A 15,726-nucleotide genomic window follows, 5' to 3' on the forward strand; every position below is an offset into this window, starting at 1 on the left:
GCCCGATCCATGAACCGCATTCTGCTGGTGCTCGCCCTGGCCCTTGGCGGCACAGGCGCCCTGGCCAAGCTGCCGCCGCCCACGGAGGCGCAAAAGCTCAAGGCCGACGAGGCCAAGGCGCGCGCCGGCTGGGCCGACAAGGTGGCCGCCTATCAGCTCTGCCGAGCACAAGACAAGGCGGCGGCGCGCTACTACAGCGACATGCAGGCCAAAGGCAAGGCGGTGCCGGCGGCTGCCACGTCCGCGCCGTGCGCCGATCCGGGCCCGTTCGTGGCGCAAGCGCCGGCTGCGCAAGCCGCAGCAAGCACTGCTGGAGGGCCTTCCACCGCACCTGCCGCCACGCCTTCGGATCACAAACCGGCCGCAGCGCCGGGCACGGGAGCGGTACAATCGCCCCGGACATCACCGTGAGAGGAGGTTCGGCATGAAGCGTGTACGTGTACTTTTCAGTCTGGCGGTAGCGGGCACCCTGGCAGGCACTCTGGCTGGCTGCGGGGGCATGGGGATGGGCAGCTCCGATACCGCGGTCGCCGCACTGGCGTCCAAGAGCGGCACCGCGACGCAGGGCAGCATCACCTTCACCCAGCGCGGTGACAAGGTGCTGGTCAAGGCCGACGTAACCGGTCTGCCGCCCAATACCGAGCACGGCTTCCATGTGCACGAGAAGGGCGACTGCTCGGCCCCCGACGCCATGAGCGCGGGCGGCCACTTCAACCCGACGGCCAAGCCGCACGGCTCGATGTCGATGCCCGACCATCATGCCGGCGACATCAACAACCTCAAGGCCGACGCTACCGGCCGCGCCCAGGCCAGCTTCGAGCTGACCGGCGTGACCTTGGGCGCCGGCCCCACCAGCCTGGTGGGCCGCGCAGTGGTCGTCCACAAGGACCCGGACGACTACAAAACCCAGCCCACCGGCAACTCCGGCGGCCGCATCGCTTGCGGCGTGATCGCCAAGTCCTGACGGATGGGGCGGGGCGGCACGGGCCGGCGGTTCCCGGCGCGCGCCGTCCATCCCGCATCCCCCACGCCCATGCCCCTGCGCCCTGAAATGACCCACGCGTGCGTCCCCCTGATCGAAGAGGTCGAGGTGGTCGACGAGCAGGGGCGCGTGCGCCAGGCCTTCCTGCCCGGCGAGCGCCCGCTGACGGTCTACCTGGACAAACGCGAGCTGGTGACGCTGATGACGCTGGGCGGGGCGCCCGAGGCCCTGGTGCTGGGCTACCTGCGCAACCAGCGCCTGGTCGAATCGGTCGAGGATATCGCCGCGATCCAGGTCGACTGGGAAACCGAATCCGCCGCCGTCACGACCCGCACGGGCGTGGATCGCATCGAGGAGCGCACGGCGCGCCGGGTGGTGACCACCGGCTGTGGCCAGGGCACCGTGTTTGGCTCGTTGCTGGACGAAGTGGACAACATCCGGCTGCCGGACGACGCCACCCTGGACCAGGAAACGCTCTACGGCATCGTCGACACCATCCGGCTGCAGCAGTCGGTCTACAAACAGGCTGGCTCCGTGCATGGCTGTGCACTGTTCCGCGGGCGCGAGCTGCTGATGTTCATCGAGGATGTGGGCCGGCACAACGCCGTGGATGCCATCGCGGGCCTGATGTGGCTCGAAGGCATGAGCGGCGCCGACAAGGTGTTCTACACCACCGGGCGGTTGACTTCGGAGATGGTGATCAAGGGCGCCCAGATGGGCATCCCCTTCCTGCTGTCGCGCTCGGGTGTCACGCAGATGGGCTACCAGATGGCCCAGCGCGTCAACCTGGCCCTCTTTGCCCGGTGCACGGGGCGCCACTTCCTGCTCTATACCGGCCGCGAACGCTTCCGGCACCAGTTGCCGGAGCAAGCCACGGCCTGACACCCGGGGGTGGACGGCCCGTTCCGGGGCCGGGGTGGCATTTAAGGCGGTGATGCCGGATTTTGGTTGTACAATGCGGCCCATCGCAAGGCCCCGGCAGGTCCGGCGCGCCTGTGAGCAAATGCGAGCAGCGTTCCCGGTCAGCATGGACCGCGCCCGAGCCTGCCCTCATTTGTTCATCCCGATACCCCTATGAGCATCAAATCCGATAAGTGGATCCGCCGCATGGCGGAACAGCACGGCATGATCGAGCCCTTCGAGCCCGGCCAGGTACGGGAAGAAGACGGCCGCAAGATCGTTTCGTACGGCACCTCGAGCTACGGCTACGACATCCGCTGCGCCGACGAATTCAAGATCTTCACCAATATCAACAGCACCATCGTCGATCCGAAGAACTTCGACGAAAAGTCCTTTGTCGACTTCAAGGGCGATGTCTGCATCATCCCGCCGAACTCCTTCGCGCTGGCCCGCACGATGGAGTATTTCCGCATTCCGCGCAGCGTGCTGACCATCTGCCTGGGCAAGAGCACCTACGCGCGCTGCGGCATCATCGTCAACGTGACCCCGTTCGAGCCGGAATGGGAAGGCTATGTGACGCTGGAGTTCTCGAACACCACGCCGCTGCCTGCCAAGATCTACGCCGGCGAAGGTTGTGCCCAGGTGCTGTTCTTCGAGAGCGACGAGATCTGCGAGACTTCCTACCGCGATCGCGGTGGCAAGTACCAGGGTCAGCAAGGTGTCACACTGCCGAAGACCTGATCGCATACAATGCGCGCGTTGCGGTGTTACGGGTAACCCCGGGGCCGCGCGCCAAGCCTGAACGTCGAGCCACATGCCGACCCAGGGGGACGAATCCCCGGGCCATGTGGCTCAAGTCCTTCTTGCCGTCCAAGGATGCCAAATGAAATTCCGCTTCCCCGTCATCATCATCGATGAAGACTTCCGCTCCGAGAACATTTCCGGCTCGGGCATCCGCGCGCTGGCGCAGGCCATCGAGCAAGAAGGCATGGAGGTGATGGGCCTGACCAGCTATGGCGACCTGACCTCCTTCGCCCAGCAGTCCAGCCGCGCCTCCTCGTTCATCGTGTCGATCGACGACGACGAGTTCGTCAGCGAAGACGACCGGCCCGAAGCCGCGGCCATCGAGAAGCTGCGCGCCTTCGTCAACGAAGTGCGCCGCCGCAATACGGACCTGCCCATCTTCCTGTATGGCGAGACGCGTACCTCGCGGCATATCCCCAACGATATCCTGCGCGAGCTGCACGGCTTCATCCACATGTTCGAGGACACGCCGGAATTCGTCGCGCGCCACATCATCCGCGAAGCCCGGGTCTACCTGGACTCGCTGGCGCCGCCGTTCTTCAAGGCGCTGATCGCCTACGCGCAGGACAGCTCGTATTCGTGGCATTGCCCCGGCCACTCGGGTGGCGTGGCGTTCCTGAAGAGCCCGGTCGGCCAGGTGTTCCACCAGTTCTTCGGCGAGAACATGCTGCGCGCCGACGTCTGCAATGCCGTCGACGAGCTCGGCCAGCTGCTCGACCACACCGGCCCGGTGGCGGCCTCGGAGCGCAATGCCGCGCGCATCTTCAACTCCGACCACATGTACTTCGTCACCAACGGCACGTCCACCTCGAACAAGATGGTGTGGCATGCCAACGTGGCGCCGGGCGACATCGTGGTGGTGGACCGCAACTGCCACAAGTCGATCCTGCACGCGATCATGATGACGGGCGCGATTCCCGTGTTCCTGATGCCCACGCGCAATCACTACGGCATCATCGGCCCGATCCCGAAGAGCGAGTTCGATCCCGAGACCATTCGCCGCAAGATTGCCGCGCACCCGTTCGCCAGCCAGGCCAAGAACCAGAAGCCGCGCATCCTGACCATCACCCAGGGCACCTACGACGGCGTGCTGTACAACGCCGAACAGATCAAGGAAATGCTGGCCACCGAGATCGACACGCTGCATTTTGACGAAGCCTGGCTGCCGCACGCGGCATTCCACGACTTCTATCGCAACATGCACGCGATCGGCAAGGACCGCCCGCGCAGCAAGGACGCGCTGGTGTTCGCCACGCAGTCCACCCACAAGCTGCTGGCCGGCCTGTCGCAGGCATCGCAGATCCTCGTGCAGGATTCGGACACGCGCAAGCTGGACCGCTACCGGTTCAACGAGGCGTACCTGATGCACACGTCCACCAGCCCGCAGTACTCGATCATTGCCTCGTGCGACGTGGCGGCGGCGATGATGGAAGCCCCGGGCGGCACCGCGCTGGTCGAAGAAAGCATCCAGGAAGCGATGGACTTCCGCCGCGCCATGCGCAAGGTGGAAGGCGACTACGATGCCGGCAACAACGGCGACTGGTGGTTCAAGGTGTGGGGCCCCGAGGCGCTGGTCGAGGACGACATCGGCGACCGCGAAGAGTGGATGCTCAAGGCCAACGAACGCTGGCACGGCTTCGGCGACCTGGCCGATGGCTTCAACCTGCTCGACCCGATCAAGGCCACCATCATCACGCCGGGCCTGGACGTGGACGGCGAGTTCAGCGACCGCGGCATCCCTGCGGCCATCGTCACCAAGTACCTGGCCGAGCACGGCATCATCATCGAGAAGACCGGGCTGTACTCGTTCTTCATCATGTTCACCATCGGCATCACCAAGGGCCGCTGGAACTCGCTGGTGACCGAGCTGCAGCAGTTCAAGGACGACTACGACCAGAACCAGCCGCTGTGGCGCGTGCTGCCGGAATTCGTCGGCAAGCATCCCCAGTACGAGAAGCTCGGCCTGCGCGACCTGTGCGACGCGATCCACAGCGTCTACAAGGCCAATGACGTGGCCCGCGTGACCACCGAGATGTATCTGTCGGACATGGAACCGGCGATGAAGCCGTCGGACGCGTGGGCGATGATGGCGCACCGCGAGATCGAGCGCGTGGCCGTCGACGAGCTGGAGGGCCGCGTCACCGCCATCCTGCTCACGCCGTACCCGCCGGGCATTCCGCTGCTGATCCCGGGCGAGCGCTTCAACCGCATCATCGTGCAGTACCTGAAGTTCGCGCGCGAGTTCAACAAGCTGTTCCCCGGCTTCGAGACCGACATCCACGGCCTGGTCGAGGAAGAGGTCGAGGGTGGTGGCAAGGCGTATTTCGTCGACTGCGTGAAGTAACGCAGGCTGGCGGCAGGAAAGAGGGCCTCGCACGCGCGAGGCCTTTTTTCTGCGCTCGCCCAGTCCTTGCGCACGGCCGACGCGCCGCGCGAGATTGCGATAGAGTGGCGCTCACAAATCTATGCAACCTCGACGGAGTGGAAATGACATCAGCACGCGTGGTGGAATTGACGGAGTTCGGCGGCCCCGAAGTGATGCGCCTGGTGAATGCCGAGTTGCCCGCGCCGGCGGCCGGCCAGGTGCAGTTGCGCCAGACCGCCATCGGCTTCAATTACATCGACGTCTACCAGCGCTCGGGCAAGTACCCGCTGCCATCGCCGACCGGGCTGGGCCATGAGGCCGCCGGCGTGGTCGAAGCGGTGGGCGAGGGCGTGACCGCCCTGCGCGAAGGCGACCGCGTGGTCTACATGCATGCTGGCATCGGTGCCTATGCCAGCCGGCGCAACGTGCCCGCCGACAAGCTGGTCAAGCTGCCCGACAGCATTGACGATCTCACCGCCGCCGCGGTCTTCTTCAAGGCCATGACCGCGCAATACCTCGTGCGCAAGACACATCCCGTGCAAGCCGGCGACATCGTGCTGGTGCATGCCGCCGCAGGCGGCGTAGGGCAGATCCTCAGCAGCTGGGCCAAGGCGCTCGGCGCCACCGTGATCGGCACCGCCGGCTCGGCCGAGAAGTGCGAAGTGGCCCGCGCGGCAGGGTGCGATGCCGCCATCGACTATTCGCAGGCGGACTGGGTGGCGCAGGTGATTGCTGCCACCGGCGGGCGCAAGGCGCGCGTGGTCTACGACTCGGTGGGCAAGCATACCTTCATAGGCTCGCTGGACTGCGCGGCGCCATTCGGGCTGGTGGCGCTCTATGGCGCCGCCTCGGGCCCCGTGCCGGCGTTCGAGCCGGAACTGCTCAGCAAGAAGGGTTGCCTGTTCCTGACGCGGCCATCGGTGTTTCCGCACAACGCCGACGCGCAGACGTTCCGCGCCAACGCGGCGGACGTGTTCCAGGCGATCGGGCAGGGCGCGATCCGGGCAGCCATTGGCGCGCGCTTCCCGCTTGAGCAGGTGGCCGAGGCGCATAGGGTGGCCGAGGCGCGCGCGACCACGGGCGCTATCCTGCTGCTGCCGTGACCTGAACTAACCAGACAAGACGCGGGGGCAACCCCGGAAATCAAAAAAAGGCCTCGGGTTTGAACTGAACCCGAGGCCTTTTTCCATGCCAGCGACCGAAGCCCCCGGCGATTTCACTAACTACTTCTTCTTGTCGAACTCGAACTGCGGCGTGGTGGGCTCGCTGTCGGCAGGCGCCGACGGCAGCTCCAGCGTGCCCGGCTCGCTACGCCCGCCCGGCACCGGCGCCGGCACCGAGGCCGCACCGCCCGGCGGACTCTCACCGCCCAGCGGGATCGAGACCTCCGCCGCATTGCTATGGTGCAACGACCCCTTGTCCAGGAACATCGTCACCAAGCCCGGCCAGAACATCACCAGCACGACCATGATCAGCTGCAGGCCGACCCAGGGCAGCGCGCCCCAGTAGATGTCAGAGCTCTTCACTTCCTTGGGCGCGATGCCGCGCAGGTAGAACAGCGCGAAGCCGAAGGGCGGGTGCATGAAGGAAGTCTGCATGTTCACGCACAGCATCACGCCGAACCACACCAGCGCCGCAGTGGCCGCCGCTTCCGGGTTGCCGCCCATCGAATCGGCGACGACCGGGGCCAGCACCTTGACCGCAACCGGCGCCAGCATCGGCACCACGATGAAGGCGATCTCGAAGAAGTCCAGGAAGAAGGCGAGGAAGAAGATGAACAGGTTGACCACCAGCAGGAAGCCGATCCAGCCGCCCGGCAGCGAGGTGAACATGTGCTCCACCCAGGCGCCGCCATCCACGCCCTGGAACACCACCGAAAAGCAGGTGGAGCCGATCAGGATGAACACCACCATGGCGGTGATGCGCGCCGTGGACTGGTAAGCCTCGATGATCAGCCCGCGCAGCGCGCTCAGTTGCCCGGCGCGCAGCAGCAGCCACGTGATCACGAGGTAGACCACAGCCAGCGGAATGCGGAAGGCATGCGAGCCGAACGCGACGGTGCCGGCGATGATGGCCACGCCCGTGGCGGCAAGGCCGATGCGGTACAAGGTACGGTCGAGCTTGCCAAAGCCGGGGTCGCGCAGCACCGCCAGCACCAGCGCGCCGACTGCGCCCATGGCGCCGGATTCGGTCGGCGTGGCGATGCCCAGCATGATCGTGCCCAGCACCAGGAAGATCAGCACCGCGCAGGGAATGATGCCGCGCAGGCATTTGCGCCACAGCGGCCAGCCGCGCAGCGTGCGTTCTTCCACCGGCACCGGCGGCAGCCAGTCGGGTTTGACGCGCGTCAGCACGAAGGTATAAAGCGCGAACAGCGCGATCTGAATCACTGACGGGCCCCAGGCACCCAGGTACATGCTGCCCACGTCGGCGCTGCCCATCGGCGTCTTGAGCTGGTCGGCCAGCACGACCAGCACCAGCGACGGCGGCACCAGCTGCGTGATGGTGCCCGACGCCGCCAGCACGCCGGTGGCGTACTTCATGTTGTAGCGGTAGCGCATCATCACCGGCAGCGAGATCATCGCCATGGCGATCACCTGCGCCGCCACGGTGCCGGTGATGGCGCCGAGGATGAAGCCCACGATGATCACCGAGTAGCCCAGGCCGCCGCGCACCGGGCCAAACAACTGGCCCATGGAGTCCAGCATGTCCTCGGCCAGCCCGCACTTCTCCAGTATCGCCCCCATGAAGGTGAAGAACGGGATGGCGAGCAGCAACTCGTTGGCCAGCACGCTGCCGAACACGCGGCTCGGCACCGCCTGCAGGAAACTGACCGGGAAGTAGCCGAACTCGATGGCCAGGATGCCGAAGGCAAGGCCCACCGCCGACAGCGAAAATGCGACCGGAAAACCGATCAGCATGAATACCACCAGGCCGCCGAACATCAGCGGCGGCATATATTCCAATGGAATCATTGCACCGGCCTCTCGTATTTCGATTCGATGCGCACCAGGCCCTTGAGGGCGGCGATGCGCTTGATCAGCTCGGACACGCCCTGCAGACCCAGCAGGACAAAGCCGAGGGGCACCACCAGCTTGATCGGGTAACGCGGCAGGCCGCCGGAATTACCGGATTGCTCGAGGATGCGCCACGAGGGCAGGAACAGGGAATCCCACGACAGCCAGGCAAACAGCACGCACGAAGGCAGCAGGAAGAAGATGATCCCGAAGATGTCGATCCAGTGTTGCGCGCGCTCCGATACGTTGCCGTAGATCAGGTCCACGCGCACGTGTTCGTTGCGCTGGAATGTGTAGGAGGCGCCGAACATCACCGCGATGGCAAACATATACCACTGCAATTCGAGCGGCCAGTTGTCGCTGAGGTTGAAGCCGTAACGCAGCAGGGCGTTGCCTGCGCTGATCAGGCACGACAGCAGGATCATGATGTTTGCAAGCCTGCCCGTGTGCTGATTCAACCTGTCGATCTGTCGTGACAGACCAAGCAAGTAATACATGGGTTGTCTCCCCTGTTTTTGCGGCGATTAGTTTATCTGTAACAAAATACTTCGGCGCTTGGGGCTAATACCTACCGCATCGCGCAAAAATCAAAAGAGCCGGGAGGCAATAAAAAAAGCCGCCAGGAGGGGCCTGCCCTGGCGGCATTCTTTCAAAATAAAACTTACGTGAAACTTACATCGGCACGCTGCGCTGCATGGAATCCGCAGCCTGTGTTTAGAGCGTGGCGCGCGCCGCGGCAATCGCCGCGCGCACCTGCGCCGGCGCGGTGCCGCCGATATGGTTACGCGCCGCGACCGAACCCTCCAGCGTCAGCACCGCGTGCACGTCATCGCCGATCAGCGCGGCCTTGTCGCCCAGGCCGGTGACGTCGCGCAGCTCGGCCACGGTCAGGTCGGCCAGGTCGCAGCGACGGTCGTCGCAGGCGCGCACCGCGTGGGCCACGGCTTCGTGGGCATCGCGGAAGGGCAGGCCGTGCTTGACCAGGTAGTCGGCCAGGTCGGTGGCGGTGGCGTAGCCTTGCAGCGCAGCGGCGCGCATGGCGTCCGGCTTGACCGAGATGCCCGGCACCATGTCGGCGAAGATGCGCAGCGTGTCGGCCACGGTGTCGACCGTGTCGAACAGCGGCTCCTTGTCTTCCTGGTTGTCCTTGTTGTACGCCAGGGGCTGGCCCTTCATCAGGGTCAGGAGGCCGATCAGGTGGCCGTTGACGCGGCCGGTCTTGCCGCGCGCCAGTTCGGGCACGTCCGGGTTCTTCTTCTGCGGCATGATCGAGCTGCCCGTGCAGAAGCGGTCGGCGATGTCGATAAAGCCCACGCGCGGGCTCATCCAGATCACCAGTTCTTCGGAGAAGCGCGAGATGTGGGTCATCACCAGCGCGGCGGCGGCGCAGAACTCGATGGCGAAGTCGCGGTCGGAGACGGCGTCCAGCGAGTTGCGGCACACGCCGTCGAAGCCCAGCTGCTGCGCCACGAACTCACGGTCGATCGGGTAGCTGGTGCCGGCCAGCGCGGCGGCGCCCAGCGGCAGGCGGTTCACGCGGCGGCGGCAGTCGGCCATGCGCTCGGCGTCGCGCGTGAACATTTCCACGTAGGCCAGCAGATGGTGCCCGAAGGTGACCGGCTGGGCGACCTGCAAGTGGGTGAAGCCCGGCAGGATGGTGTCGGCGTTCTTCTCGGCCAGGTCCAGCAGCGCGCCGCGCAGCGCGCCCAGCAGGCCGATGATGGTGTCGATCTCGCTGCGCAGCCACAGGCGGATATCGGTAGCGACCTGGTCGTTACGCGAGCGGCCGGTGTGCAGGCGCTTGCCGGCGTCGCCGACCAGCGCGGTCAGGCGCGCTTCGATATTCAGGTGGACGTCTTCCAGGTCGAGCTTCCACTCGAAGCTGCCGGCCTCGATCTCGCCACGGATCTGCGTCATGCCGCGCTCGATCTCGGCGCGATCGGCCTCGGCGATGATTCCCTGCTTGGCCAGCATGGCGGCGTGCGCCAGCGAACCCTGGATGTCGAAGAGAGCCAGGCGCTTGTCGAAGAACACCGAAGCGGTGTAGCGCTTCACCAGGTCGGACATCGGTTCGGAGAAGCGGGCGGACCAGGCTTCGCCTTTCTTGGCAAGTTGGGAGGTCATGGGCGGTAAGGCTGGGTTAGCTCGCAAGCCGGCGGCGGGCCGCGGGGCGAACGAGAAAATTCGGGGAAAGCGCGATTATATCGCTGCCGGGCCCTACGCAGACGGTAGCGGGTCCGGGAGAGCCTCCCGGCCTGCCCTATACGCCCTATAAGGTGTTGTCGATGACCTGGCCCTTGAACACCACCGGCCCGGTGGGGCCGTTGGGATCGGGCGAGCCGCCGCGCGGCTCCACGCTGATGGCCAGCGCCGGCACCTTGCCCAGCGCCTGGGCGACCGCCAGGCGCAACTGGCGCTGGTGCCCGATCACGCCGAGCGACTGCGGCTTGCCGCTGGCCGGGAGGGCCCAAAGCTGCAGGGCCTGCGCATCGTTCAGTGGCAGGTGATCCAGGCGCCGCAAGGTCAGTGCTTGCGAACGTGCATCCCAAGTCACAAGCACGGCGGCCTGGGCGCGATCGTCGTTGAGCACGGCCACCGCATTGACCAGCGGGGCAGTGTCCAACTGGCGGGCCATCCGCACGTTGAGGCCGATTGCCACGGCCGCCAGCACGGCGGTCGCCATGGTGGCGCCGCGCCAGAAGCCGGGGGCGGCCCACAGCCGTTGCCACCAGGCTGCGGGTGCCTCACCGGCTGGGCCCGCCGCGTCGGACGCCTTCATGGCTTGCCAGCCCAGCCGTTGTTCGATCCCGCACCACACCTTCTCCACCGGCGCCGATGCAGGCTGGAGTTCGGCAAGGCCAGACAGCCTGGACTGCCAGTGGCTGATGGCCGCGCGGATCGCGGGTTCCTCGCGGGCGAGCGTTTCCAGCCGGCGGCGCGCGCCCCCGCGCAACACGCCCAGCGCATACTGCGCGGCAAGGCGGTCGATCAGGTCGGGACGGCGGCTGAGGTTCATGGCAGGCTTTCCAGGCACGTGCGCAGGCGCTCCAGGCCGCGCCGTATCCATGACTTGACGGTGCCAAGCGGCACCTGCAATTGTTCAGACAGCTCGCTATGGCTCATGTCCTTCAGGTAGGCCAGCGAGATAGCCTGCCGCTGCGGCTGTTCCAGCCGCTGCAGGCACTGGTTCAATGCCCGCGCTTGCTGGCTGGCGAGCGCAAGTTCCGCCGGGCCGGCCGCTTCGTCGGCCAGCCACTCGCCGAGGCTGTCGTCCAGCTCCACGGTCTGGCTGGTGCGGGCAGCTGCCTGGCGGCGCAGGCAATCCAGCGCCCGGTTGCGCACGATGGCTGTCATCCAGGTCATCGGGGCAGCCAGGTGCGGCCGGTAGTCGCCGGCGTGATGCCAGATGCTGACGAAACTCTCTTGCACCACATCCTCCGCCCAATCGTGCCTGCTGGTTATACGCAGCGCGAGGCCAAACAGTTTCGTTGCGGTCTGGTCGTAGAGCTGCCGCAAGGCGTGCCGGTCTCCCATGGCCGCGCCTTGCAGCAACGCGGCAAGCAGGTCGGCGTCGGCCGGCCTGGGGGCAAAAGAGGAGTCGGCGGAGGAGGAGGGCACCGGGGGCGGATATCAGCAAGTGACGTTCCCGGATTATAGGCACGGCTTGCGCGCGGCATGCGAAGGATCGCTGCATCCGATGGCCAATTGCGCGCGTAGAAGAGACAGGCGCCGCCGTTGCAGCCGCGATGCAAGCCGCATCCGAGTGCATGCGACCCCATGAGGGCGCCATCCACCCCTATACAGGAGAGCACCATGGAACGCATGCAGTCGAGCACCGCGCAGCACGAACGCCGGGCCGGCGAGGACACGGACAGCCGCATCCTTGTTGCGCCGGATGCGCGCCGGCGCGGCTTGCTGAAAGTCCCCGGCCTGTTCGCGCTGGGATCGCTGGCGGTCATGAGCCTGGGTGAGTCGATGCCAGCATGGGCGCAGGTTCAGTCCGGCAGCACCAAGGACGATATCGCCATTCTCAATGTTGCCCTCGGGCTGGAATACCAGGCCATCGCGGCCTATCAGGTTGGCGCGGAGAGCGGTTTGCTGCAAAAACCCGTGCTGGAAACCGCGGTCAAGTTCCAGACGCACCACAAGGCACACGCACAGGTGCTGGCTGGCACGGTGTCCAAGATGGGCGGCAGCCCCGTGATGACCAAAAAGCCGGGTGAATACGGCTTCCCGACCGACCAGCTGAAGACCCAGGCCGATGTATTGCGCTTTGCCGCAGGCCTTGAGAAAGGTGCCACCGCGGCCTACCTGGGTGTATTGCCGAACTTCCACAATCGCGAGCTGACCAAGGCCGCCGGCAGCATCCTGGGTGACGAAGCGATGCATTGGGCCATCCTGCTCTCGGTGCTCGGAGAAGACCCGGTGCCGGGCGCGTTCGTCGGCTGAAGCCTGGCCGCCAACATCGGATGGCGCGCCCGATCTGCCGTTTCTGCCCGGATAGCCGCTATCCTCGGTAGACGAGCCGCACTCTGCGCCGTCCGGCCTGCTGGCGGGACGGGTTCCCCGCCATGGTGCCAGCCACCATGGCGGTTTTTTTGCGCAGTGCGCGCAGCCTCGCCTTAGCCGCTGTTGCGCAGGCCCGCCGCCACCCCGTTGATGGTCAGGTGAATGCCGCGCCGCACGCGGATGTCGTCCCCGTCCTTGCCCGAGCGGTAGCGCTTGAGCAATTCCACCTGCAAGTGGTTGAGCGGGTCCAGGTAGGCGAAGCGGTTCTTGATGGAACGCGCCAGCAGCGGATTGTCGGCGAGGCGCTCGTGGCGGCCGGTGATCAGGGCCAGCATCTCGCACGTTAGGTGCCACTCGGCGCTGATGCGCGCGAACACCGTCTTGCGCAGCGCGGCGTCTTCGCACAGCTGGGCGTAGCGCGAGGCCACGGCCAGGTCGGTCTTGGCCAGCACCATGTCCATATTGGACAGCAGCGTGGTGAAGAACGGCCAGGTCTTGACCATGCGGCGCAGCGTGGCCACGGCGGCCTTGTGCGCGCGCTCGTCCGGCGCCTCGTCCAGCAGCGCCTTGACCGCGCTGCCAAAGCCGTACCAGCCCGGCAGCAGCAGCCGGCATTGCCCCCAGGAAAAGCCCCAGGGAATCGCGCGCAGGTCTTCGATGCGGCGCTGCTTCTTGTCCATCAGCTTGCGCGAGGCCGGGCGCGAACCCAGGTTGAGGTCGGCGATCTCGGTGATCGGCGTGGTGGCGAAGAAGTAGTCCTTGAAGCCGGGCGTGTCGTACACCAGGTGACGATACGACGTGAACGCGCGATCCGAGAGCTGCTGCATCACGGCCTCGAACGTCGCCAGGTCCTTCGGCGCGTTTTGCGTCGGCAGCAGCGAGGCTTCCAGCGTGGCGGCGATCACCGTTTCCAGGTTGCGCCGGCCGATCTCGGCGTTGGCGAACTTGCTGTTGATGATCTCGCCCTGCTCGGTCAGGCGGATCTGGCCGTTGACCGTGCCCGGCGGCTGCGACAGGATGGCCTGGTAGGTCGGGCCGCCGCCGCGGCCAACGGTGCCGCCGCGGCCATGGAACAGCCGCAGCTTCACGCGGCGCGCCTCGAACACCTGCACCAGTGCCAGCTCGGCCTTGTACAGTTCCCAGTTGGAGGTCAGGAAGCCGCCGTCCTTGTTGGAGTCGGAGTAGCCCAGCATCACTTCCTGCTCGCCGCCATGGTGGGCGATCACCGAGGCAAAGCCCGGCAGTTCCAGCAGCGATTGCATGATGCCGGCAGCGTTGCGCAAGTCTTCGATGGTCTCGAACAGCGGGATCACCATCAGTTCCGGGCGCGCCGGGTTGGTCTTGCTGCCCAGCGTGCCGTGCAGCATGCCGGTTTCCTTCTGCAGCAGCAGCACCTCGACCAGGTCGGACAGCGTCTCGGTGTGCGAGATGATGTAGTTGCGGGCCACGCGCGCGCCATAGCGGGCGCGCAGCTCGCGCGCCATGTTCAGGATGGCCAGCTCGCTGCGGGTCTGCTCGGAATAGGCATGCCAGGGCAGCGTCAGCAGGCGCGGCTGGCGCAGCTCGGCCAGCAACAGTTCCAGCTTGCGGGCTTCCGTCAGGCCGGCATAGTCGGCCTCCACGCCGGCTGCGGCGAACAGTTCCGCGATCACCGCCTCGTGCACGTCGGAGACCTGGCGCATGTCGATCGAGGCCAGGTGGAAGCCGAACACGGCGATGGCCTTGGCCAGCGCGTCGATGCGGGTGCGCGCCAGCGCCTCGCCGTGGTGGGCGCGCAGCGAGTCGATCACGACCTGCACGTCGGCGGCAAAGGATTGCGCGTCGGCATAGGGCGCGGAGTCGGCCACCGGGTGGCGCGGCGCGGCCTGCCCGGTGACGGCCTGGCAGGTTGCCGCCAGGCGCGCATAGATGCCGATCAGTGCGCGGCGGTAAGGTTCGTCGGCGCGATGCTCGGAGTGGTCGGGCGAGGCATCCGCCAGCGCCAGCAGTGCCGGGCTGGCCTCCACCATCAGGCTCGACATTGACAGTTCGGCGCCCAGCGCGTGGACTTCGTCCAGGTACCACTCCAGGATCAGCGACGATTGCTGGCTGGCGGCGTGTTGCAGCGTGTCGGCAGTGACATTGGGGTTGCCGTCGCGATCGCCGCCGATCCAGGAGCCCATCTGGAAGAAGGGCGCGAGCTGAGTAGAGGCGGCCGGCGCACCCTTGCTCTTGCGCGTGGCGGGAAACACCGCGGCGATGTCCTCTTCCAGCTCGCTCATCAGTTGCGGGATGCCGCGCAGGAAGCAGGTGCGGTAGTAGGACAGCGCATTCTCGATTTCGTCCACCACCATCAGCCGCGTATTGCGCAGCATGCGGGTCTGCCACAGCGTGGTGACGCGCGCGCGCAACAGCGCGGTGTTGTGTTCGCGCTCACGCGCGGTCATGGGCAGGTCGCGCTCGGCCAGCAAGCGGGCGATCTCGCGCTCGGCGTCGAGAATGCTCTTGCGCTGGACTTCGGTCGGGTGGGCGGTCAGCACTGGCACGATCAGCGCTTCGTCGAAGAACTTGCGCAGTGTCTTGCCGGTCACGCCAGCCGCGTCGATGGCCTGTAGCGCATGCGCCAGGCTGCCTGGCTGCGGCGGCGATCCGGCCAGCGCGTGCACGCGACGGCGGCGGTTGTGGTGCTGGTCCTCGGCGATATTGGCCAGGTGCGAGAAATAACTGAAGGCGCGCACCACCGAGTTGGTCTGGTCGCGCGACAGGCGCTTGAGCAGGCGATCCAGCTCCGCGCCGGCGGCGCGGTCGTTCTCGCGGCGAAAGCGCACGGCGGTCTGGCGGATGGTCTCGACGACCTCGAAGGCGGCTTCGCCTTCTTGCTCGCGCACGCAGTCGCCCAGCAAGCGGCCCAGGAAGCGGATGTCTTCGCGCAAGGGCACGTCCTTGTCGCTGGCGCGGCGAGCCGGCGTCGTGGCGGGCGCTGCTTCAGGCTGCGCGGCGCTGGCGCGCCTGGTACGGGTGGCCTTGGCGGATGGGGCAGATGGGGCGGTCGCGGGAATCGAGGCGGAAGCCAATGCGGTGTCGGGGGCGTCTGCCCGGCTGGCGGTTGGCTTGCGCCGGCCTGCGGGGCGCGCAGCTTGCTGCGTCATGCAATCTCCTGTCGTTTCTTA

At 66.4% G+C, this 15,726-nt stretch carries 13 protein-coding genes; 7 read left to right on the top strand and 6 right to left on the bottom strand.

Annotated features, from left to right (window positions below; translation table 11 throughout):
* Positions 1–9: 9 nt before the first annotated feature.
* From AB4061_RS10170 to AB4061_RS10195, 6 genes are all read left to right on the top strand, one after another.
* Entirely contained in the window at positions 10–411 is a 402-nt protein-coding gene (locus AB4061_RS10170) for a hypothetical protein (RefSeq protein ID WP_441633315.1), read from the top strand.
* Positions 412–424: 13 nt separating this feature from the next.
* Positions 425–964 (top strand): superoxide dismutase family protein, encoded by a 540-nt coding sequence (locus AB4061_RS10175; protein ID WP_441633317.1) that lies wholly within the window; start codon positions 425–427, stop codon positions 962–964.
* Between the two features lie 69 nt (positions 965–1,033).
* Positions 1,034–1,864, top strand: a complete 831-nt coding sequence (locus tag AB4061_RS10180; protein WP_416049447.1) for a formate dehydrogenase accessory sulfurtransferase FdhD — start codon at positions 1,034–1,036, stop codon at positions 1,862–1,864.
* Positions 1,865–2,056: 192 nt separating this feature from the next.
* Complete coding sequence (gene dcd, locus AB4061_RS10185) at positions 2,057–2,623, top strand: dCTP deaminase (protein WP_017230746.1); 567 nt, start codon at positions 2,057–2,059, stop codon at positions 2,621–2,623.
* Positions 2,624–2,765: 142 nt separating this feature from the next.
* Positions 2,766–5,030 carry an arginine/lysine/ornithine decarboxylase gene (locus AB4061_RS10190; RefSeq protein WP_183036612.1) on the top strand — a complete coding sequence of 755 codons (2,265 nt, stop codon included), beginning with the start codon at positions 2,766–2,768 and terminating at the stop codon, positions 5,028–5,030.
* Positions 5,031–5,173: 143 nt separating this feature from the next.
* Positions 5,174–6,154 carry a quinone oxidoreductase family protein gene (locus tag AB4061_RS10195; protein WP_441633320.1) on the top strand — a complete coding sequence of 327 codons (981 nt, stop codon included), beginning with the start codon at positions 5,174–5,176 and terminating at the stop codon, positions 6,152–6,154.
* A 120-nt stretch (positions 6,155–6,274) separates the two neighbouring features.
* On the opposite strand, the gene AB4061_RS10200 is transcribed toward AB4061_RS10195, so the two are convergent.
* The 5 genes from AB4061_RS10200 to AB4061_RS10220 all read right to left on the bottom strand — a co-directional run bounded on the left by AB4061_RS10200 (position 6,275) and on the right by AB4061_RS10220 (position 11,602).
* Positions 6,275–8,026 carry a TRAP transporter large permease gene (locus AB4061_RS10200; protein WP_441633322.1) on the bottom strand — a complete coding sequence of 584 codons (1,752 nt, stop codon included), beginning with the start codon at positions 8,024–8,026 and terminating at the stop codon, positions 6,275–6,277.
* Positions 8,023–8,565: a TRAP transporter small permease subunit gene (locus AB4061_RS10205; RefSeq protein WP_183036609.1), complete on the bottom strand. Its 543-nt coding sequence runs from the start codon at positions 8,563–8,565 to the stop codon at positions 8,023–8,025. The genes AB4061_RS10200 and AB4061_RS10205 overlap by 4 nt, the downstream gene beginning before the upstream one ends.
* Positions 8,566–8,782: 217 nt before the next feature.
* Positions 8,783–10,192: an argininosuccinate lyase gene (gene argH, locus AB4061_RS10210; protein WP_441633324.1), complete on the bottom strand. Its 1,410-nt coding sequence runs from the start codon at positions 10,190–10,192 to the stop codon at positions 8,783–8,785.
* Between the two features lie 145 nt (positions 10,193–10,337).
* Complete coding sequence (locus tag AB4061_RS10215) at positions 10,338–11,084, bottom strand: anti-sigma factor (protein ID WP_441633326.1); 747 nt, start codon at positions 11,082–11,084, stop codon at positions 10,338–10,340.
* Entirely contained in the window at positions 11,081–11,602 is a 522-nt protein-coding gene (locus tag AB4061_RS10220; protein ID WP_441633476.1) for a sigma-70 family RNA polymerase sigma factor, read from the bottom strand. Before AB4061_RS10220 ends, AB4061_RS10215 begins: the two co-directional genes overlap by 4 nt.
* 279 nt (positions 11,603–11,881) lie before the next feature.
* Here AB4061_RS10220 and AB4061_RS10225 point away from each other — a divergent pair, with 279 nt between their 5' ends.
* Positions 11,882–12,517: a ferritin-like domain-containing protein gene (locus tag AB4061_RS10225; protein ID WP_441633328.1), complete on the top strand. Its 636-nt coding sequence runs from the start codon at positions 11,882–11,884 to the stop codon at positions 12,515–12,517.
* A gap of 173 nt (positions 12,518–12,690) precedes the next feature.
* Here AB4061_RS10225 and ppc read toward each other — a convergent pair whose 3' ends face one another.
* On the bottom strand, positions 12,691–15,705 hold the full coding sequence (gene ppc, locus AB4061_RS10230) for a phosphoenolpyruvate carboxylase (protein ID WP_441633330.1): 3,015 nt from the start codon (positions 15,703–15,705) through the stop codon (positions 12,691–12,693).
* Between the last annotated feature and the right edge of the window lie 21 nt (positions 15,706–15,726).

Source organism: Cupriavidus sp. YAF13, from assembly GCF_052113425.1.
Lineage (GTDB): Bacteria > Pseudomonadota > Gammaproteobacteria > Burkholderiales > Burkholderiaceae > Cupriavidus.